Raw genomic sequence first — 21,279 nt, forward strand, 5'->3', positions numbered from 1 at the left:
CTTCCGGCGAGTAACTTCCTAAGCGCTTGCTCTTGTATCCGTCCGGACACTTTCTTAGCATCGCTGGTGTTACAGCAGTAGTGTCACACCCCTGGGGGCAGGATGGCGACGACGCCAGGACAGGGCCCGCTCACCGGCGTACGCGTGGTCGAGCTGGCCGGAATCGGGCCCGGCCCGTTCGCCGCCATGCTCCTCGCCGACCTCGGCGCCGACGTCGTCCGCGTCGACCGGCCCGGCGGCACCGGGCTGGGCATCAACACCGAGTACGACATCACCAACCGCAACAAGCGCTCGGTGGTCGTCGACCTGAAGTCCCCCGAAGGCCCCGCGCGCGTCCTCGACCTCGCCGCCCGCGCCGACATCCTCATCGAGGGCTACCGCCCCGGCGTCGCCGAGCGCCTCGGCGTCGGCCCCGAGGCCTGCCACGCCCGTAACCCCGCGCTGGTCTACGGCCGGATGACCGGCTGGGGCCAGGACGGACCGCTTGCGCACCGCGCCGGCCACGACATCGCGTACATCGCGGTCACCGGCACCCTCGGCATGATCGGGAACCCCGACGAACCACCGGCCGTCCCCGCCAACCTGGTCGGCGACTACGCGGGCGGCTCCCTGTACCTCGTTGTCGGTGTCCTCGCCGCCCTGCACCACGCGCGCGCCACCGGCACCGGCCAGGTCGTCGACGCCGCCATCGTCGACGGCACCTCCCACCTCTCCGCGATGATCCACGGCATGCTCGCGTCCGGCGGCTGGCAGGACCGGCGCGGCGCCAACCTCCTCGACGGCGGCTGCCCGTACTACGGCACCTACGAGACCGCCGACGGCCGGTACATGGCGGTCGGCGCCCTTGAACCCCAGTTCTACGACGAGTTCCTCCGGCTCCTCGGCGTCGAGGACTTCGCCTCCGCCCGCAAGGACTTCTCCCGCTGGGGCGAGCTGCGCGACGCGGTCGCCGCCCGCTTCAAGTCCCGTACGAGGGACGAATGGACGGCCCTCTTCGAGGGCTCCGACGCCTGTGTGGCCCCCGTGCTGTCCCTGGGCGAGGCCCCGCGGCATCCGCACCTCGCCGCCCGCGGCACCTTCACCGACCACGGCGGCATCACCCAGCCCGCCCCGGCGCCCCGCTTCTCCGCGACCCCCACCGCCGTACGCACCGGCCCCGCGCAACCGGGCGCCGACACCGCGGCCGTGGCCCGCGACTGGGAAGTACCCGACCTCCTGAAGCACCAGGAACCCACGAAGGGCCTCGAATGAAGCGGCAGATCTTCGCCCCCGAGCACGACGCGTTCCGCGCGACCGTGCGCAGCTTCCTGGACCGGGAGGTGCTGCCGTACTACGAGCAGTGGGAAAAGGACGGCATCGTCTCCCGCGAGGCCTGGCGCGCGGCCGGCAAGCAGGGCCTGCTCGGCTTCGCCGTGCCCGAGGAGTACGGAGGCGGCGGCACCGACGACTTCCGCTACAGCGCCGTCCTCGCCGAGGAGTTCACCCGCGCGGGCGCCCCGGGCCTCGCCCTCGGCCTGCACAACGACATCATCGGCCCCTACCTGACGAGCCTCGCCACCGACGAGCAGAAGCGCCGCTGGCTGCCCGGCTTCTGCGACGGCTCGATCATCACCGCCATCGCCATGACCGAACCCGGCGCCGGCTCCGACCTGCAGGGCATCCGCACCCACGCCGAGGACCGCGGCGACCACTGGGTGCTCAACGGCTCCAAGACGTTCATCTCCAACGGCATCCTCGCCGACCTGGTGATCGTCGTCGCGAAGACCACCCCCGAGGGCGGCGCGCACGGGCTGTCGCTGCTCGTCGTCGAGCGCGGCACGGACGGCTTCGAGCGGGGCCGCAACCTCGACAAGATCGGCCAGAAGTCGCAGGACACGGCCGAGCTGTTCTTCCGCGACGTCAAGGTGCCCAAGGAGAACCTCCTCGGCGACCTCAACGGCGCCTTCGTGCACCTGATGACGAACCTCGCGCAGGAGCGCCTGAGCATCGCCGTCTCCGCCATCGCCGCCGCCGAGCACCTGCTCGAGATCACCACCGAGTACGTCAAGGAGCGCGAGGCGTTCGGCCGGGCGCTCGCCACCAAGCAGCACATCCGGTTCGAGATAGCCGAGATGGCCACGGAGTGCGCCGTCACCCGCACGTTCCTCGACCGCTGCATCGAGGACCACTCGAACGGGGAGCTGGACGCCGTCCACGCCTCGATGGCCAAGTGGTGGGCGACCGAGCTCCAGAAGCGGGTCGCCGACCGCTGTCTGCAACTGCACGGCGGCTACGGCTACATGAGCGAATACCCGGTCGCCCGTGCCTTCACCGACGGCCGTATCCAGACCATCTACGGCGGGACGACCGAGATCATGAAAGAGATCATCGGCCGTTCCCTGCTGGGCTGACCCTCACCTCGAAAGGCTTACCAGTGAGCACCGAAGCGTATGTGTACGACGCGATCCGCACCCCGCGCGGCCGCGGCAAGGCGAACGGCGCCCTGCACGGCACCAAGCCCATCGACCTGGTCGTCGGCCTGATCCACGAGATCCGCGCCCGCTTCCCGGACCTGGACCCGGCGGCCATCGACGACATCGTGCTCGGCGTCGTCGGCCCGGTCGGCGACCAGGGCTCCGACATCGCCCGGATCGCCGCCATCGCCGCCGGGCTGCCGGACACGGTCGCGGGCGTACAGGAGAACCGGTTCTGTGCCTCGGGTCTGGAAGCCGTCAACATGGCCGCCGCCAAGGTCCGTTCGGGCTTCGAGGACCTCGTCCTCGCGGGCGGCGTCGAGTCCATGTCCCGCGTGCCGATGGCCTCGGACGGCGGCGCCTGGTTCAACGACCCGATGACCAACCTCTCCGTCAACTTCGTGCCGCAGGGCATCGGTGCCGACCTCATCGCCACGATCGAGGGATTCTCCCGCCGAGACGTGGACGAGTACGCGGCGCTCTCCCAGGAGCGGGCGGCGACGGCCTGGAAGGAGGGCCGCTTCGACCGGTCCGTCGTCCCGGTCAAGGACCGCAGCGGCCTCGTCGTCCTCGACCACGACGAGCACATGCGCCCCGGCACCACCGCCGACTCCCTCGCCAAGCTGAAGGCGTCCTTCGCGGACATCGGAGACCTGGGCGGCTTCGACGCCGTCGCGCTGCAGAAGTACCACTGGGTCGAGAAGATCGACCACGTTCACCACGCGGGCAACTCCTCCGGCATCGTCGACGGCGCCTCCCTGGTCGCCATCGGCAACAAGGAGGTCGGCGAGCGGTACGGCCTGACGCCCCGCGCCCGGATCGTCTCCGCCGCCGTCTCCGGCTCCGAGCCCACCATCATGCTCACCGGCCCCGCCCCCGCCACCCGCAAGGCCCTGAAGAAGGCCGGTCTGACCATCGACGACATCGACCTCGTCGAGATCAACGAGGCGTTCGCGGCGGTCGTCCTGCGCTTCGTCAGGGACATGGGGCTGTCCCTGGACAAGGTCAACGTCAACGGCGGCGCCATCGCCCTCGGCCACCCGCTCGGCGCGACCGGCGCCATGATCCTCGGCTCGCTCGTCGACGAACTGGAGCGCCAGGACAAGCGGTACGGCCTCGCCACGCTCTGCGTCGGCGGCGGCATGGGCATCGCCACCATCGTCGAGCGCATCTGACCCCCTCCCGACGGATCACACGGAGCACCTCCACATGAGCACTGAATCCACCACCATCCGCTGGGAACAGGACCGCGACGGCGTCGTCACCCTCGTCCTGGACGACCCGAACCAGTCCGCGAACACCATGAACCAGGCGTTCCGCGACTCGCTCGCCGTGGTCACGGACCGGCTCGAGGCGGAGAAGGACACCATCCGCGGTGTCATCATCACCTCCGCCAAGAAGACCTTCTTCGCCGGCGGCGACCTGCGCGACCTCATCCGGGTCACCCCCGAGACCGCGCAGGACCTGTTCGAGGGCGGCATGGCGATCAAGCGCCAGTTGCGCCGCATCGAGACCCTCGGCAAGCCGGTCGTCGCCGCGCTGAACGGAGCGGCCCTGGGCGGCGGCTACGAGATCGCCCTCGCCTGCCACCACCGCATCGCCCTCGACGCGCCCGGCTCGAAGATCGGCTGTCCCGAGGTCACCCTCGGCCTGCTGCCCGGCGGAGGCGGCGTCGTCCGCACCGTCCGCCTCCTCGGCATCGCCGACGCCCTGCTGAAGGTCCTCCTCCAGGGCACCCAGTACAACCCGCAGCGCGCCCTGCAGAACGGCCTGATCGACGACGTGGCCACCACCCAGGAAGAACTGCTCGCCAAGGCACGCGCGTTCATCGAGGCCCACCCCGAGTCGCAGCAGCCCTGGGACAAGCCGGGCTACCGCATCCCCGGCGGCACGCCCGCCAACCCCAAGTTCGCGGCGAACCTGCCCGCCTTCCCGGCCAACCTGCGCAAGCAGACAGGCGGCGCGCCCTACCCGGCCCCGCGCAACATCCTCGCGGCCGCCGTCGAGGGCTCCCAGGTCGACTTCGAGACCGCGCAGGTCATCGAGGCGCGCTACTTCGTGGAGCTGGCCGCCGGCCAGACCTCCAAGAACATGATCCAGGCGTTCTTCTTCGACCTCCAGGCCGTCAACTCCGGCGCCAACCGCCCCAAGGGCATCGAGCCCCGCAAGGTCCGCAAGGTAGCCGTCCTGGGCGCCGGGATGATGGGCGCCGGCATTGCCTACTCGTGCGCCCGCGCGGGCATCGACGTCGTCCTGAAGGACGTGTCGGCGGAGGCCGCCGCCAAGGGCAAGGCCTACTCGGAGAAGCTGTGCGCCAAGGCGGTCTCCCGGGGCCGTACGACGCAGGAGAAGGCCGACGCGCTGCTCGCCCGCATCACACCGACGGGCGACCCGCAGGACGTGGCCGGCTGCGACGCGGTCATCGAGGCCGTCTTCGAGAACCCGGAGCTCAAGCACAAGGTCTTCCAGGAGATCCAGGGGATCGTCGAGCCGGACGCGCTGCTGTGCTCCAACACCTCGACGCTGCCGATCACCGTCCTCGCCGAAGGCGTGGAGCGCCAGGCCGACTTCATCGGACTGCACTTCTTCTCGCCCGTCGACAAGATGCCGCTCGTCGAGATCATCAAGGGCGAGCAGACCGGTGAGGAGGCGCTGGCCCGGGCGTTCGACCTGGTCCGGCAGATCAACAAGACGCCGATCGTCGTGAACGACTCCCGCGGCTTCTTCACCTCCCGCGTCATCGGCCACTTCATCAACGAGGGCGTGGCGATGGTCGGCGAGGGCATCGAGCCCGCGTCGGTCGAGCAGGCGGCGGCCCAGGCGGGCTACCCCGCCAAGGTCCTGTCCCTGATGGACGAGCTGACGCTCACGCTGCCCCGCAAGATCCGCAACGAGTCCAAGCGGGCCGTGGAGGAGTCGGGCGGCACCTGGACTGCGCACCCCGCCGAGGCGGTCATCGACCGGATGGTCGACGAGTTCGACCGCCCCGGACGCAGCGGCGGAGCCGGCTTCTACGACTACGACGAGGACGGCAAGCGGGCCGCCCTGTGGCCGGGCCTGCGCGAGCACTTCACCCGTGCGGGCGCTGAGATCCCCTTCCGGGACATGCAGGAACGCATGCTCTTCTCCGAGGCCCTGGACACGGTCCGGCTCCTGGAGGAGGGGGTGCTGACGTCCGTCGCGGACGCCAACATCGGCTCCATCTTCGGCATCGGTTTCCCCGGCTGGACCGGCGGCGTCCTGCAGTACATCAACGGCTACGAGGGTGGAGTCGCCGGCTTCGTGGCACGCGCGCGTGAGCTGGCGCAGACGTACGGAGAGCGCTTCGCGCCGCCCGCGCTGCTGGTGGAGAAGGCGCAGAAGGGGGAGACCTTCGGCGACTGACGCCGTATCGCGGCGTGTCGTTCAGCGATACGCCGGCCCTGCTCCCCGGGAACGGCCCCCGAAGCCGGCGGACGAACCGTCCCCACTCCGGTGCCCGGCCCCGGGGAGCCCCCATGGGATCCCGCCCCGCCTGATCGGTCCGCTCGACGTCCGCCGCTCCCGCACCCGGTTGGTGCGAACTGCGCGACGCCGCGCGCCAACGTGTCAGGCGGATCCGCGTTCCGTCGGGTCGCCGCCCAGCCACTGCCGCAGCTCCTCGCGCAGGGACCGCTGAAAGGTCGTCAACAGGGCCTGCACGATCACGGGTTGCATATAGGCGGACAGCGACTTCACGTCCTGCGCGGTGCGCTCCGACACCTCGCCGCGGAAGAGCTGCGACAGCTCGTGTGCCGCGGCGCGCGAGTGCTCGATGAGGACCCCCCGCGCCGCGAGGATCGCCTCCTGGGAGAGCGGTACGTCCAGCAGTCCGACGCCGAGCCGCAGCAGCCCCAGGTCGACGCGGTAGTCGCGGTGACCGTCGCCGTCCGTCTCGCCGCCCCCTTCGCCGGACTCGACCACGCCCATCGCGGCCAGCCGCTCCAGGTCGTCGTCGCCGAGGGGGCGCCCCGCCCGCCGCTCCAGCTCGTCCCGCGACACCGTCTCCACGGTCTCCGGCGCCCAGGAGGCCACCACGGACCGGTGCAGGGCGAGGTCGTGGGCGTCCAGATCCGGCGGCAACTGCTGGAGATACCGCTCGATCGCCGCCAGCGTCATGCCCTGCTGCTGAAGCTCCTCGATGAGTGCCAGCCGGGCCAGATGCTCGCGTCCGTAGTGCCCCACCCTGCGCGGACCGATCACCGGCGGCGGCAGCAGCCCCTTGGTGCCGTAGAACCGCACCGTGCGGACCGTCATACCCGCGCGCGCGGCAAGCTCGTCGATCGTGAGGGTGGGCCGGGTCGGTTCCTCGGTGCCGGTCGTCATGTGCAGCAGTATCGCTGTCTCACCACTGCTGTGACACCCGACGGGACCGGCGGGACGTCCGTGTGAGAAGTGACGCTCTGTGACGTGCGCCACCGTATGAGGTGCGCTCCGTGGGGGAAGGTGGCCCCTTGGTCTGTGCCTTTTACGGAGGGCGCAGGCCATACGTTCGTCCGGACACCCGAGCGCGATCCGCTCGGGCGCACCAGAGATTGGTACCACCCGTGAGCAAGGACGCCGTGAACACGGCAGTGGCCGCATCCCGTACCGACGCGGCCCAGGTGCCCGCGGACGCGGGCGACGCCGGTTACAGCAAGGACCTCAAGGCCCGCCACGTCAACATGATCGCCATCGGCGGGGCCATCGGCACCGGCCTCTTCCTCGGCGCCGGCGGCCGCCTCCACAACGCGGGCCCGGCCCTCGCCCTCGCGTACCTCGTCTGCGGCGTCTTCGCCTTCTTCGTCGTGCGCGCCCTGGGCGAGCTGGTCCTCTACCGCCCCTCGTCCGGCTCGTTCGTGTCGTACGCGCGCGAGTTCCTCGGCGAGAAGGGCGCCTACGTCGCCGGCTGGATGTACTTCCTGAACTGGTCGACGACCGGCATCGCCGACATCACCGCGATCGCGCTCTACACGCACTACTGGAGCCTGTTCACCGACATCCCGCAGTGGGTGCTGGCCCTGATCGCGCTGGCGGTCGTGCTGGCCGTGAACCTGATCTCGGTGAAGATCTTCGGCGAGATGGAGTTCTGGTTCGCGATCATCAAGGTCGCCACGCTCGTCGGCTTCATGTTCGTCGGCATCTTCCTGCTGGCCACGCAGCACGAAGTGGGCGGTACAACGCCCGGCATGAGCGTGATCACCGACAACGGCGGTGTCTTCCCGCACGGCCTGATGCCCGTCGTCCTGGTCATGCAGGGCGTGATCTTCGCGTACGCCGCCCTGGAACTGGTCGGCGTCGCCGCGGGTGAGACCGCGGAGCCGGAGAAGATCGTCCCGCGCGCGGTGAACTCGATCATGTGGCGCGTCGGCCTCTTCTACGTCGGCTCGGTCGTCCTCCTCGCCCTGCTTCTGCCCGGCTCGGTCTACTCGGCCGACGAGAGCCCCTTCGTGACGGTCCTGTCGAAGATCGGCATCCCGGCGGCGGGCGACGTGATGAACCTGGTGGTCCTCACGGCCGCCATGTCCTCCCTCAACTCCGGCCTCTACTCCACGGGCCGCATCCTGCGCTCCATGGCGATGGCGGGCTCGGCCCCGAAGTTCACGGCCCGCATGAACCGCAGCCAGGTGCCGTACGGCGGCATCCTGCTCACCTGCGCGGTGTGCGTGCTCGGCGTCGGCCTGAACTTCCTCATGCCCAGCCAGGCCTTCGAGATCGTGCTGAACGTGGCATCCCTCGGCATCATCTCCACCTGGGTGATCATCATGGTCTGCCACCTGATCTTCGTCCGCCGCGCCAAGGCGGGCCTGGTGGAGCGCCCCTCCTTCCGCCTCCCGGGCAGCCCGGTCACCGAGATCGCCACGGTCGTCTTCCTCCTCGCCTGCCTCGGCATGATGTGGAACGACCCCGAGGTCGGCCGCAAGACCCTCCTCCTCATCCCCGTGATCGCCGTGATGCTGGTCGGCGGCTGGTACGCCGTCCGCCGCCGCGTCAACCGCACGGAGGACCAGGAACTGGCCGAGCTCACGAAGTAATTCCGGGGCCGTTGTCAGTGCCGGCCTCTACGGTGGCGTCATGTCGGAGATCACTTACATCCGGGGTGACGCCACCGTTCGGAGCCTTTCGGCGTACGGCCACGCATGCGCGGCGAGCCGACCTGCCTCCGCAGCGAAGTGCCCCGTCGCCGTCACGGTCTACGACCATGGGGAGGGTGCGAGTTGAGCCGTGACATCGACGTGCTCGTCCTGGGCGGGGCGGGCGTCGACACCATCGTGTACGTGCCGGAACTGCCGCTGCCGTACGCCGACAGCTACATGATCGATTCGGGTATCCGTACCCGCGCCGGGCAGACCGGTGACTTCGTCGCCCTGGGCCTCGCCGCCCTCGGCCTGCGGGTCCACCACCTCGACATGCTCGGGGACGACCCCGAGGGCGACCTGGTCCGAGCCCTGCACCGCGAGAAGGGCATCGCGCTCACCGCGATCCCGCAGCCCGCGGGGACGAAGCGGGCCGTCAACCTCGTCAGCCCCGACGGCAGACGGCTGTCGCTGTACGACACCAGCCGCGGCCACGCCGACGACCGCCTCCCGCATGCCACCGTGCGTGCCCTGGCCGGAGCGAGCCGCCACGTCCACGTCACCATCACCCAGCCCTGCGCCCACGCCCTGCCCCTCCTGCGCGAGTCGGGCGCCACGCTCTCCACCGACCTGCACGACTGGGACGGCGAGAACCCGTACCACGAGCCGTTCGCGCAGGCGGCGGACGTCGTCTTCCTGTCCGCCGCCGCCCTGGACGACCCCGAGCGCACGATGCGCCGCATCGCCGACCGGGGCCGGGCCGAGGTGGTCGTGGCCACGGCAGGCGCGAAGGGCGCCTACGTACTCGCCGACGACGAGCTGACCCGCCTGCCCGCCGCGACACCGCCCGCGCCGGTGGTGGACTCCAACGGCGCGGGCGACGCCTTCGCCGCCGCGTTCCTCTACGCCTGGCTGAACCGCGAGACCCCCAGGCGCAGCGCCCTGTACGGCACGCTCGCCGGCGCCCACGCCTGCACGGTGCCGTCGACGCAGACGCACGCGATAGGGCGAGACGAACTGCTCCGGCTCACTGCAACCCCCTGAGGGGCGCGGGGAACTGCGCGATCAGCCACGGCACACCCGCAGGCGCCCGACGGCATGATGAGGCACCCCCAACGGCGACTCAGTGCTCATGCCCGTGCACATCATTGGTCGCGGCGATCTTCTTCCACGACTTCGGCTGCACCGGCGCCGACTTGGCGATCGACGCACTACGCGCCGCAGGCGCACCTGGCTTCGACGGCTCGAACAACCACGTGTCGAACAGCCCCGCCAGCGGCTTGCCGGACACCTCCTCGGCGTACCGCTCGAAGTCATCGACCGAGGCGTTGCCATAGGCGTACTTCTGCGGCCAGCCCTTCAGAATCGCGAAGAACGCGTCGTCACCGATCTCGTTTCGCAACGCCTGAAGCGTCAGCGCACCCCTGTCGTAGACGGCGATGTGGAACTGGTTCTCCGGCCCCGGATCCCCGGGCTTGACCGACCAGAACGCGTCGCCGGCCGACCGCGAGGCGTACACGTAGTCGGCGATCTCCTGCGCCGTCCCCTCGCCCTCGTGCTCGGACCACAGCCACTGCGCGTACCGCGCGAAGCCCTCGTTGATCCAGATGTCCTTCCACTTCTCGACGGACACCAGGTCGCCCCACCACTGATGGGCCAACTCATGCACGACCACGGAGGTGTTCGACCCGTTCGCGAAGTTGGAGGGGCTGTAGAACGGCCGGGTCTGCGTCTCCAGCGCGTACCCGGTGTTCGTGTTCGGCACATACCCGCCGAGCGCGTTGTACGGATACGGCCCGAAGTACTCGCTCAGCCAGTCGGCGATCTCCCCGGTCCGCTCGATGCTCGCCCGCGCCGCCCCCGCACGGTCGCCGAGGTCCTTGCTGTAGGCGTTGATGACCGGAATTCCGCTCTCGGACGTCCCCGTGGTGACGTCGAAGCGTCCCGCCGCGAAAGTGGCCAGATAAGTGGCCTGCGGCTTGTTGGAGCGCCAGTTGTAACGGGTCCAGCCCGCCCGCGAACTCGTCGACTGGAGCGTTCCGTTGGAGATGAACTGCGTGCCGTTGGGCACCTGCACCGACACGTCGTAGGTCGCCTTGTCGAGCGGGTGGTCGTTGCTCGGGAACCACCACCAGGCCCCCTCGGGCTCACCCGCTGCGACGCCGCCGTCCGAGGTGCGCAGCCACACGTTGAAGCCGTACGCCTCCTTCGTCGAGGGCACACCGTGGTAGCGCACGACGACGGTGATGGGCGTGTCCTTGGCCAGCGCCTTCTTCGGCGTGATCTCCAGCTCGTGCTCGCCCGAGGCCGCGAACGACGCCTTCACGCCGTTCACCCGCACCTCGCTGACGTCCAGCAGGAAGTCCAGGTTGAACCGGGACAGGTCCTGCGTGGTCTTCGCCAGCAGCGTCGCCGTGCCCTCCAGCTCGTCCGTGGCCGGCTGGTACTTGAGCCGGAGGTCGTAGTGGGAGACGTCGTAGCCGCCGTTGCCGTAGGCCGGGTAGTAGGGGTCGCCGATGCCCGAAGCTCCGGGGGTGTGACTGGCCGCCGACGCCGGGATCGCCAGCATCAGCGAGGCAGCCGCCAGTGCGCCCGGCGCCATGATTCTGCGGTGCACAAAAGCTCCAAGTCGTAGGGGCCGAAGTCTGTCCGGAGCCTATTGAGTACCTGTGCCCCCTGCGTGTCCATGGCCACCGCTGTCACACGATCGCCATTCGGCCGACATGAGTGGATCCGCCACAAGGGTGTTTATCGGCCACAGGAGGTCTCATACGGCGTCAGTCGCCCTCTTCTGCACAGGAGTTGACCGATGTACCGTCCGCGCATGCCGAAACGCACGCGCTTCACGATCTGGAGACCGCTCGCGACGGCGGCCGCGGCCGCCCTGATGGCCACGTTCCTCGTGCCCTCGACGGCACACGCCGGCCCCGGGGCGAGTGGCCCGCGGGAGAGCACACCCGTCTACTCCTACGACAACGCCGTCCGCGAGGCGGTCTGGGTGGACACCGGACTCGACCTCGACGGCGACGCCGGGCACGACCGCGTCGCCGTCGACATCGTCCGGCCCCGCGAGGCGGCCGCGCAGGGCCGCAAGGTGCCCGTCATCATGGACGCCAGCCCGTACTACTCCTGCTGCGGGCGCGGCAACGAGAGCCAGAAGAAGACGTACGACGCGAGCGGCAACCTGGTCCAGGCGCCGCTGTTCTACGACAACTACTTCGTGCCCCGCGGCTACGCGTTCGTCGGCGTCGACCTCGCCGGCACCAACCGCTCCGACGGCTGCGTGGACGTCGGAGGCCGCTCCGACATCCTCTCCGCGAAGGCCGTCGTCGACTGGCTCAACGGCCGCGGGAAGGCGTACACGACCCGCACCGGCACCACCAGCGCCAAGGCCACATGGACCAACGGCCGCACCGGCATGATCGGCAAGAGCTGGGACGGCACCATCGCCAACGGCGTGGCCGCGACCGGCGTCGAGGGCCTGAAGACCATCGTGCCGATCAGCGCCATCTCCTCCTGGTACGACTACTACTTCCAGCAGGGCGCCCCGCTGTACGACTCCGGCCCCGACTGGCTCTCCGACTACGTCGACAGCCCCGACGCCCGCGCCAAGTGCGGCGCCGTCCAGCAGATGCTCGCCGACGGCGCTCCGCGCACCGGAGACTGGACGCCGCTGTGGACCGAGCGCGACTACGTCAAGGACGCGCGCAAGGTACGTGCCAGCGTCTTCGCGATCCACGGCATGCAGGACCTCAACGTCCGGATGAAGCACCTCGGCCAGTGGTGGGACGCCCTCGCGAAGAACGGCGTCGAGCGCAAGATCTGGCTCTCCCAGACCGGCCACGTCGACCCCTTCGACTTCCGTCGTGCCGACTGGGTTCGGACCCTGCACCGCTGGTTCGACCACGAACTGCTCGGCTACGACAACGGCATCGACCGTGAGCCGATGGCCGACATCGAGCGCCACCCCGACCAGTGGGCCACCTCCAAGGTCTGGCCGCCGCGCGGCACCGACACCACCACCCTGCGCCCCGCCAAGGGCGCCGAGGCGGGCGTCGGCACCCTCGGCCTGCGCAAGGGCAAGGGCACCGAGGCCTTCACCGACGATCCGCAGCACAGCGAGACCGACTGGGCCACGCACATCGACGCGTCCACCCCGGACAAGGTGGGCTTCACGACCGGCCCGCTCACCCGGGACCTGCGCCTGTCAGGCTCCTCCGAGGTCACCGTCACCGCCACCCCGAGCACCTCGAGCGCCCACCTCTCCGCCGTCCTGGTCGACCTCGGCCCCGACACCATCCGGGACTACGCGGCGAGCGGCGAGGGCATCGCCACCCTCACCGACCGCACCTGCTGGGGCGCGAGCACGAGCGGCGACAGCGCCTGCTTCAAGGAGACGAAGGCCAAGACGGCTGACGTCGACCACACGGTCGTCAGCCGCGGCTGGGCCGACCTCGGCAACCACGCCTCCGACCTCAAGGGCGAACCGCTGACCCCGGGCAAGGCGTACACGATCACCATCGACCTGGCCGCCACCGACCACGTCGTCCCGGCCGGCCACCGCCTGGCCCTGATCGTCGCGGGTACCGACAAGGACCTGATCGACCCTCCGGCCACGAAGCCGACCCTCACCCTCGACCTCTCCCGCACGAAGGCCCGCGTCCCGCTGGTCGGCGGCGCCTTCGCCTTCGCGCGCGCCACCGCCGACGCGCCGTCAGCCGCCCCGGCGGCGGGGCTCCTCGACGGCGTGACGAGCGTGCCGCGCCCCACCCACCGCATCCCGGAGGGAGCCCGGTGAACCGCGTCCGAGCCCTCACCCTGACCGCGGCGGCCCTCGCCGCGTCCCTCGTGGCCGTACCCGCCCACGCCGCCGACTCCCCGCCCCGCACCGGCTTCGAGCAGTCGGGCGGCGCCCGCTGGACCGGCCAGAGCGAGGAACAGGAGTTCCTGGCCGCCGTCGACAAGGCGACCGACCGGGTCTCCGTCGACGAGATCGGCACGACGAAGCAGGGCCGGCCGCTCCAACTGGTACGGATCGGCGAACACCCCGCGCCGAACAAGGTGCTGCTCGTGTGCAGCCAGCACGGCGACGAACCCTCCGGCCGCGAGGCGTGCCTGTCCACCATCCGCGACCTGGCCTACGCCAAGGACCGGCAGACCCGGCGCTTCCTGGAGCGCACCACCGTGCTGGTCGTACCCACCGCCAACCCCGACGGCCGGGCCGCCGACACGCGCGGCAACAGCGACGGGGTGGACATCAACCGCGACCACCTGGCGCTGGCGACCGCCGAGGGGCGGGCCATGGCCGCGGTCGTCCGCGACCGGCGCCCCGACGTGATCTACGACCTGCACGAGTACGGCGCCACGCCCCCGTACTACGACAAGGACCTGTTCGACCTGTGGCCGCGCAACCTCAACACGGACGACGACGTCCACGACGCGGCGCGGGACCTGTCCGAGTCGTACGTGCGCCCGGCCGCCGCGGCCGGCGGCTACTCGACCGGCACGTACGGCATCTGGACCGACCCCGAGACGGGGGATCCCATCCGGCAGGTCGCCGGTGACGGCCAGGAACGCATCCTGCGGAACATGTCCGGCGTCAAGCACTCCGTGGGCCTGCTCATCGAGAGCCGTGTCGATCCGCTGACCGAGGCGGAGAAGGCAGACCAGGCCCTGAACAACCGGCGCCGGGTGAACTCCCAACTCGGCGCGCTGGAGGGCCTGTTCGGCTTCACCGATGCCCGGCGCGGCCGGATCGAGGCGGCGACCGGCCTGGCCCGTCTGACCGGCTACGCCGACACCGGGCCCGTGTACGTGGGCGGAGCCGACAACGACCCGCCCGAGACCACCGAGGTGATCCAGGACCCGCCCTGCGGCTACCGGCTCACCGACGACCAGTACGCGCAGGTGAAGGACGAACTCGCCCTGCACGGAGTACGGACCCACGGCACCTACGTCCCGCTCCGTCAGTCCCTGCGGGCCCTCGTCCCACTGCTCCTCGACGAGCGCGCCCCGTACCACCTCACGGTCGGTGAGCCTGACACCGACTGCTGAACGGCTGTGATCGGCGGGATCTGTGGTAGGTCCTGGGAAACGACGTGGAAACCGGCGTATCCACTGTTTCCAGGGGAAGGTGCCGCTGATGACTGAGGATCTGAAGAACAGGAGTGGTCGGCCGGAAGGTCACGCGGACGCTTCCGGCCGCCACACCGATCGAGTGGTGTTCGGGGTCACTGCCGCCATCACGCTGGCGTTCGTGATCTGGGGCTGGGCGGGCACGGACTCGCTGGAGAGCGTGTCCACGAAGATGCTCAACGGCCTGATCCACAACGGCGGCTGGGCCTTCATGCTGTCCGCGTCCGCTTTCGTGGTCTTCGCACTGTGGCTCGCCATCAGCCGCTACGGCCGCATCCACCTGGGCACGGAGGGCGAGGAGCCGGAGTTCCGCACCGTGTCGTGGGTCGCGATGATGTTCAGCGCCGGCATGGGCATCGGCCTGATGTTCTACGGCGTCAGCGAACCGCTCGCGCACTACACGACCCCGCCGCCGGGAACCGACCCCGCCAACTCCGGTGAGCGCATGGAGACGGCGATGGCCACCACCCTCTTCCACTGGACGCTGCACCCCTGGGCGATCTACGCGGTGGTGGGGCTGGGCATCGCCTACAGCACCTTCCGCAAACGGCGCCGCCAGACCATCAGCGCGGTGTTCACCCCGCTGATCGGTGAGAAGCACGCGAACGGCGCCGCGGGACGGGTGATCGACATCCTGGCGATCATCGCCACCGTCTTCGGCTCCGCGGCCTCGCTCGGCCTCGGCGCGCTCCAGATCGGCTCCGGCTTCCAGGAGCTGGACTGGATGGACGACGTGAGTACCGGCCTGCTCGTCGCGATCATCGCCGTCCTCACGCTGGCGTTCGTCGCCTCGGCCGTCTCCGGCATCGAGCGGGGCATCCAGTGGCTGTCCAACACCAACATGGTGCTCGCCCTGATCCTCGCGGTGTTCGTGTTCATCGCGGGCCCCACGATCATCGTGCTCGACCTGGTGCCGACCTCGATCTTCGCCTACCTCGGCGATCTGCCCCAGCTCGCCGGCCGCACCGAGGCCAGCGGCGGCGAGGGCGTCGCGGACTGGCTCGGTAGCTGGACCGTCTTCTACTGGGCCTGGTGGATCTCCTGGACGCCCTTCGTCGGCATGTTCATCGCCCGCATCAGCCGCGGCCGCACCATCCGGCAGTTCGTCGGCGGCGTCATCCTCGTGCCCAGCACCGTCAGCCTCATCTGGTTCGCGATCTTCGGCGGTACGGCCATGAAGCTGAAGGAGGGCGGCGCGCTCGGCGGCGAGGAGACCCCGGAGGGCCAACTCTTCGGCCTCCTCCAGGAGTTCCCCATCGCCACCGCCACCAGCCTGCTGGTGATGATCCTGGTCGGCATCTTCTTCGTCTCCGGGGCCGACGCCGCCTCCATCGTGATGGGCACGCTCTCCCAGAAGGGCGCCCTTGAACCCGGCCGGTTCGTGGTGGTGTTCTGGGGCGTGGTGACCGGCGCGGTCGCCGCCATCATGCTGCTCGTCGGCAGCGGCCAGGGCGGTGCGCTCACGGGCCTGCAGAACCTCACCATCCTGGCCGCCGCGCCGTTCGTCCTCGTGATGATCGGAATCTGCTTCGCCCTCATGCGCGATCTGCGCCGGGACCCGATCATCGTGCGCGGCGAGATGGCTTCCGAGGCCGTCGAACTCGCCGTGATCACGGGCCACAAGAGGTACGACGGGGAGTATGAGATCAAGGTCGGCCCGGGCCCGGGCACCGAGGCGGAGGGCGATCCGCTGGGGCACGACCACGGCTGATTGACGCGCACGCGCCGGGCGGAGGCGAGCCGGGCAGCCTCCGCCCCGCGCGCCTTCACGCCCCCTCCTGACCGGGAACAACCTCGGCCACCTGTTCTTTTCCCATGCCGGACGTAGCGGAATATGTCATGCCGCGCTCATATCGGTCTCGCTCTGGGGATACTCACAGCATGTCTGCCGAGTACGCGACCTTCGGCCTGGCACCGGCGATGCGTGCCGGTGGCGTCCTCGCCAACGGTGACTTCCAGGTGCACCGGGACTTCGTGGACTTCATCGTCGACGGACGCCCGCTGCTGTTCCAGCTCTCCGACCTCGACGCCGTCTCCCCGCTCGCCTCCGACGTCCCGCCCGCCATCTTCACCGCGCAGGTTCGCAGCCTGCTGCTGGAGGCGGAACCCCCGCTTCCGGGCGGCCGGTACGTCATCTACGGCTGCCCCGAATGCGCGGACCTCGCCTGCGGCGCCGTCACCGCGGTCATCGACAAGGAGGACGACGACTACATCTGGCAGGACTTCGCCTGGCAGACCGACGAACACGCCGACCTGGAGCTCAACGGCTACCACGGCATCGGCCCGTTCCGCTTCCAGGGCGCCGAGTACCGCGCGGCGCTCGGCGCCCTGCTCGACCGGGCCGCCGAGGCCCCCCGCCGCCGGGTGCTCCTCATCGGCGCCCGCGTCGCCGTTCTCGCCAAGCTCGCCGCCGCCCTGCGCACCATCGGCATCGGCGCCGAGATCACCCATGACCTCAGCGGCGTCCCCGCCGACGAACTGCGCACCTACGGCGCCGTCGCCTTCGGCCGCGGGATCGGCGGGGAACAGCGCGCAGCCGTGCGCCGCGCCTTCACCGACGCCGGGGTGGAGGTGACGTACGTCGACGGACTCGCGCCGATCGTGCCGCTGCTCGTGGCGCAGATCGAACACGCCCTGGACCGCAGCCCGGTCGAGCAGCGCCGCCTGACCCGGCTCGTGGCCGCCGACGGCGAGGCGGGCGTCGAGGTCACCTCGCCCTGCCGGGTGCGCCTGACCGCGTACCGCCTCGACCGCCTCTACCGCACCCACACCCACGAGGTCTTCGACGGCATCCTGGAAGCGGGCCGGCACCGCATCGCGCTGGACGCGAAGGCCGTGAAGGGGGAGTCGTTCGTCGTGGCGCGGACGTCCGGGAGCGTGCTGGTGGAGGCGATGGCACGGTAGCGCTCCGCCGGGTCGGCCGCGCGAGGAGGGTGCCGCGATTGCCGTCGCGTGTCTGCGGGCGGGTTGTGGCTGGTCGCGCGGTTCCCCGCGCCCCCTGAGGGGCGCCGGGCGTCCGGCGATCTCGTGCCCCGATATCCCGACGCCGCCACGGCGGCGCGGCCACTAGGATCGCTCCCTGTGACTGCCACCCTCGTCGCCAAGAACCTCGCCGCCGGCCACGGTGACCGCTCCCTGTTCACCGGGCTCGACCTCGTCGTCGCGCCCGGAGACGTGATCGGCCTGGTCGGGGCCAACGGCGCGGGCAAGTCCACCCTGCTGCGCCTGCTCGCCGGGCTCACCGCGCCGGAGGAGGGCGAGCTGCGGCTGTCCCCGCCGACCGCGACCGTCGGTCACCTCCCCCAGGAGCCGGAGCGGCGCCCCGGCGAGACCGTACGCCAGTTCCTGGCCCGCCGCACCGGAGTCGCCGAGGCCCAGCGGACCATGGACGAGGCGACACAGGCCCTCGTCGACGGGGCGCCGGGCGCGGACGACGCCTATGCGACGAGCCTGGAGCGCTGGCTGGACCTGGGCGGCGCCGACCTCGACGAGCGGGCGGAGGAGACCGCCGACTCGCTGGGCCTCGCCGTGGACCTGGACCAGCCGATGACCTCCCTGTCCGGTGGCCAGGCCGCCCGCGCTGGACTGGCCTCACTGCTCCTTTCCCGCTACGACGTCTTCCTGCTGGACGAGCCGACGAACGACCTGGACCTCGACGGCCTGGAACGCCTGGAGGCGTTCGTCTCCGGCCTGCGCGCCGGCACGGTCGTCGTCAGCCACGACCGCGAGTTCCTCACCCGCACGGTCACCAAGGTCCTCGAACTCGACCTCGCCCAGCAGCAGATCAACCTCTACGGCGGTGGCTACGAGGCGTACCTCGAAGAGCGCGAGGTGGCCCGCCGGCACGCCCGCGACGACTACGAGCAGTACGCCGACAAGAAGGCCGCCCTCCAGGACCGGGCGCAGATGCAGCGCTCCTGGATGGACAAGGGCGTCAAGAACGCCCGGCGCAAGGCGAGCAACGACAACGACAAGATCGGCCGCAAGTTCCGCAGCGAGGCCAGCGAGAAGCAGGCCGCCAAGGCCCGCCAGACCCAGCGCATGATCGAGCGCCTGGACGTCGTCGACGAGCCCCGCAAGGAGTGGGAACTGCGCATGGAGATCGCCTCGGCCGCCCGCTCGGGCGCCGTGGTCGCGACCCTGCGCGACGCCGAGGTACGACGCGGCGGCTTCACCCTCGGTCCGGTGTCCCTCCAGATCGACTGGGCGGACCGCGTGGCGGTCACGGGCGCCAACGGCGCGGGCAAGTCGACGCTGCTGGGCGCCCTGCTGGGCCGCGTCCCGCTGACCGCCGGCCAGGCGTCGCTCGGCTCCGGTGTGCTGATCGGCGAGGTCGACCAGGCCCGCATGCTGTTCCACGGCGAGGAGTCCCTGCTGGACGCCTTCTGTGCGGCGGTCCCGGACACCGAACCGGTCGAAGTGCGCACCCTCCTGGCCAAGTTCGGTCTCAAGAGCGGTCACGTCATGCGCTCCGCCGGCACCCTCTCGCCCGGCGAGCGGACCCGCGCCGCCCTCGCGCTCCTCCAGGGCAGGGGCGTCAACCTCCTGGTCCTGGACGAGCCCACCAACCATCTCGACCTGCCGGCCATCGAGCAACTGGAGTCGGCCCTGGACGCCTACGAGGGCACACTGCTCCTGGTCACCCACGACCGGCGCATGCTCGACGCCGTCCACGTCACCCGCCGCCTGGACGTCGCCGACGGCAAGGTGACGGAACGCTAGGGCGTCATCCCGCGCACGCCGGTCAGCGCAGCAGCGCGCAGACGAAGTCCTCCTGCACCGCCCGCAGTCGCTCCAGCAGCGCGGGCTTCAGGGTCCGGTTGATCTGGGTCGTGGTGGAGAAGGTCAGCGACCGCCGCCCGTCCGGCGTGGCCGCGATGAGCTGCGTGTAGCCCGGCGTGTTGCCGGTGTGCCCCAGCACCGTCCCGCACCTGGTCGTGTACCGGAAGATGGCGAGCCCCGCGTCGTTGCGCCCCGGCCCGGCCGGCTCGGACGCGCCCCCGAGGATCCAGCGCCGCTGCTCCCGTACGACGTGATGGCCGTACAGCCGGCCGCCGGCGTAGCCACGGATGAAGCGGGTCAGGTCGACGGGCGTGGACACGATGCCGCCCGAGGCCCACACACCGGACATGCTGAGGGCCTCACTGATGTCCTCCGGCGGCGCGGGCGGGCTCACGTCGTAGCCGTGCAGATAGGGCGTGGGCATCCGGTAGCCCTGCGGCAGGCTGGTCCGGCGCAGACCGAGCGGCCGGTACACCAGCTCCGCCAGCAGGTGCTCGTACGGCACGCCCGTGGCCGCCTCGGCCATCAGGGCCACCGTGATGTTGTCGGAGTTGGAGTACTGGTACCGGGAACCGGGCCGGAACCGCAGCGGCCGGTCCGCGACGTAGTCGAGCAGCCGGCGGGAGTCGAAGTGGTGCCGCGGGTCGGCGTTCAGCGTCTCCAGGAACGCCGGGGCCTCGGTGTAGTCGGGCAGCCCGCTGGTGTGGTTCAGCAGCTCGCGCAGTGTCACGGAGCCCCATGCGCGGGGCAGTCGGGGCAGCCGTGCGCGCAGGGTGTCGTCGAGCCGCAGGCGGTGGCGGTCGACGAGGGACAGCGCCACGGCGCCGCTGAACGCCTTGGCCGTACTGGCGATCCGCATGTGGTCGTGCGGGTCCGGTCGGTGGCCGGTCCGCAGATCGGCGACACCGGCCCGGACGACCCGGCTGCTCGTGCCGTCGGTGAGGACGGCGATGACGCCGGGCGGGCCACCCGGCGCGCGGACCAGTTCCTCCAGTTGCCGTTGGAGGGTGTCGTCAGGGTGCGGTCCGGGCCGCGTGGCGGCCTGCGCACCGGCCGGGAACAGCGTGGCAAGACAGGCGGTGACGAGGGAGACCGCCCCGAGTCGGGTACGGCGGCGAAGGCGAGGGGGCATCGGCTCTCCTGAGCGGCGACGGGCACGCGGATCGGCGTCCAGCCTCACCCGCCCGCAGCTCTACGGCCGCTCGTGCTACTGCACATGGCGCAACGCCCTGTGCCGCCGCCTCAGCCGAGCCGGCCGGCCAGCCCCGGGTAGTCGACGACGAAACCGTCGTCGTCGAACTCGATCTCCGTGCGGAAGTCCTCGGAGACGAAGCGAACCCGGCCGGGGCCCAGATGGGTGTACATCTGCGGCGAGGCGACGACGGTCAGCTCGGGCACCGACACCCAGGCCATCAGGAACTCCCGTTCCCCGGGCGCCCGATGGAGCCCGTGCCGCAGCACCGGCATCGTGTTGGTGAGCGGGCACAGCCCGAGGTCGCAGTCGAGGGCGCCGTCGACCTGCGGGATGCGCTCACCGTTCATGGTCCAGCGGCCTTCGCCGTCGTGACGCAGGTCGAGGAGGCGGGTGCCGTGCGTGGTGGCGGCCTCCACCAGAAGACGGCGGGTGACGAAGCCGTCGGCCGTGTCGAGCGCGTACGAGATCCAGTACGGCTCCGACGCCGTCCCGACCGAGCGACCGCGCGCCCTCAGCGCATCACCGTCGAAGTCGATCCAAGCGGTCTCGAACCCCTTGCTCTGGAACACTTGCCAGGTGATGACGCGCGAAGCGGGCATGCCGGTCACTCCCTAGGTGGGGAAGGCGCGCCGGGCGCCTC

General features: G+C 70.6%; 15 protein-coding genes. 11 read left to right on the forward strand and 4 right to left on the reverse strand.

Annotated features, from left to right (window positions below):
* The first annotated feature begins 102 nt into the window (after positions 1 to 102).
* Genes ACZ69Q_RS04745 through ACZ69Q_RS04760 form a run of 4 tightly spaced genes read left to right on the forward strand, consistent with a single transcriptional unit; the run spans position 103 to position 5,837 of the window.
* A complete protein-coding gene (locus ACZ69Q_RS04745; protein WP_471036322.1) occupies positions 103 to 1,251 on the forward strand; it encodes a CaiB/BaiF CoA transferase family protein in 1,149 nt (382 codons plus the stop codon).
* The gene (locus tag ACZ69Q_RS04750; RefSeq protein WP_471036326.1) at positions 1,248 to 2,390 is read left to right on the forward strand and encodes an acyl-CoA dehydrogenase family protein; all 1,143 of its coding nucleotides are present in this window, start codon (positions 1,248 to 1,250) and stop codon (positions 2,388 to 2,390) included. The genes ACZ69Q_RS04745 and ACZ69Q_RS04750 overlap by 4 nt, the downstream gene beginning before the upstream one ends.
* A gap of 23 nt (positions 2,391 to 2,413) precedes the next feature.
* Entirely contained in the window at positions 2,414 to 3,628 is a 1,215-nt protein-coding gene (locus tag ACZ69Q_RS04755; RefSeq protein WP_471036328.1) for an acetyl-CoA C-acetyltransferase, read from the forward strand.
* A 34-nt stretch (positions 3,629 to 3,662) separates the two neighbouring features.
* Positions 3,663 to 5,837 (forward strand): 3-hydroxyacyl-CoA dehydrogenase NAD-binding domain-containing protein, encoded by a 2,175-nt coding sequence (locus ACZ69Q_RS04760; RefSeq protein WP_471036331.1) that lies wholly within the window; start codon positions 3,663 to 3,665, stop codon positions 5,835 to 5,837.
* Positions 5,838 to 6,041: 204 nt separating this feature from the next.
* Here the strand turns inward: ACZ69Q_RS04760 and ACZ69Q_RS04765 are convergent, their stop codons facing one another.
* Positions 6,042 to 6,797 carry a MerR family transcriptional regulator gene (locus tag ACZ69Q_RS04765; RefSeq protein WP_471036335.1) on the reverse strand — a complete coding sequence of 252 codons (756 nt, stop codon included), beginning with the start codon at positions 6,795 to 6,797 and terminating at the stop codon, positions 6,042 to 6,044.
* 221 nt (positions 6,798 to 7,018) lie between these two features.
* Between ACZ69Q_RS04765 and ACZ69Q_RS04770 the strand changes: the two genes are divergently transcribed.
* Together ACZ69Q_RS04770 and ACZ69Q_RS04775 are read left to right on the forward strand one after the other, a co-directional pair.
* On the forward strand, positions 7,019 to 8,485 hold the full coding sequence (locus ACZ69Q_RS04770) for an amino acid permease (protein WP_471036338.1): 1,467 nt from the start codon (positions 7,019 to 7,021) through the stop codon (positions 8,483 to 8,485).
* Between the two features lie 183 nt (positions 8,486 to 8,668).
* Complete coding sequence (locus tag ACZ69Q_RS04775; protein ID WP_471036341.1) at positions 8,669 to 9,571, forward strand: PfkB family carbohydrate kinase; 903 nt, start codon at positions 8,669 to 8,671, stop codon at positions 9,569 to 9,571.
* 79 nt (positions 9,572 to 9,650) lie between these two features.
* Here the strand turns inward: ACZ69Q_RS04775 and ACZ69Q_RS04780 are convergent, their stop codons facing one another.
* Entirely contained in the window at positions 9,651 to 11,144 is a 1,494-nt protein-coding gene (locus tag ACZ69Q_RS04780) for a M1 family metallopeptidase (protein ID WP_471036344.1), read from the reverse strand.
* Between the two features lie 207 nt (positions 11,145 to 11,351).
* Here ACZ69Q_RS04780 and ACZ69Q_RS04785 point away from each other — a divergent pair, with 207 nt between their 5' ends.
* From ACZ69Q_RS04785 to ACZ69Q_RS04805, 5 genes are all read left to right on the forward strand, one after another.
* Positions 11,352 to 13,325: a Xaa-Pro dipeptidyl-peptidase gene (locus ACZ69Q_RS04785; protein ID WP_471036347.1), complete on the forward strand. Its 1,974-nt coding sequence runs from the start codon at positions 11,352 to 11,354 to the stop codon at positions 13,323 to 13,325.
* Complete coding sequence (locus tag ACZ69Q_RS04790; RefSeq protein ID WP_471036352.1) at positions 13,322 to 14,581, forward strand: M14 family metallopeptidase; 1,260 nt, start codon at positions 13,322 to 13,324, stop codon at positions 14,579 to 14,581. Before ACZ69Q_RS04785 ends, ACZ69Q_RS04790 begins: the two co-directional genes overlap by 4 nt.
* An 88-nt stretch (positions 14,582 to 14,669) precedes the next feature.
* Positions 14,670 to 16,373, forward strand: a complete 1,704-nt coding sequence (locus ACZ69Q_RS04795; RefSeq protein ID WP_471036355.1) for a BCCT family transporter — start codon at positions 14,670 to 14,672, stop codon at positions 16,371 to 16,373.
* 170 nt (positions 16,374 to 16,543) lie between these two features.
* Positions 16,544 to 17,566 (forward strand): oxidoreductase, encoded by a 1,023-nt coding sequence (locus tag ACZ69Q_RS04800; RefSeq protein WP_471036358.1) that lies wholly within the window; start codon positions 16,544 to 16,546, stop codon positions 17,564 to 17,566.
* A gap of 177 nt (positions 17,567 to 17,743) precedes the next feature.
* Complete coding sequence (locus ACZ69Q_RS04805; RefSeq protein WP_471036360.1) at positions 17,744 to 19,384, forward strand: ABC-F family ATP-binding cassette domain-containing protein; 1,641 nt, start codon at positions 17,744 to 17,746, stop codon at positions 19,382 to 19,384.
* Positions 19,385 to 19,406: 22 nt separating this feature from the next.
* Here ACZ69Q_RS04805 and ACZ69Q_RS04810 read toward each other — a convergent pair whose 3' ends face one another.
* On the reverse strand, positions 19,407 to 20,576 hold the full coding sequence (locus ACZ69Q_RS04810; RefSeq protein WP_471036363.1) for a serine hydrolase domain-containing protein: 1,170 nt from the start codon (positions 20,574 to 20,576) through the stop codon (positions 19,407 to 19,409).
* Positions 20,577 to 20,686: 110 nt separating this feature from the next.
* Positions 20,687 to 21,238, reverse strand: coding sequence for a putative glycolipid-binding domain-containing protein (locus ACZ69Q_RS04815; protein WP_471036366.1), 552 nt, complete (start codon positions 21,236 to 21,238; stop codon positions 20,687 to 20,689).
* Positions 21,239 to 21,279 lie beyond the last annotated feature (41 nt).

It is taken from the genome of Streptomyces sp. NPDC036764, assembly GCF_055609385.1.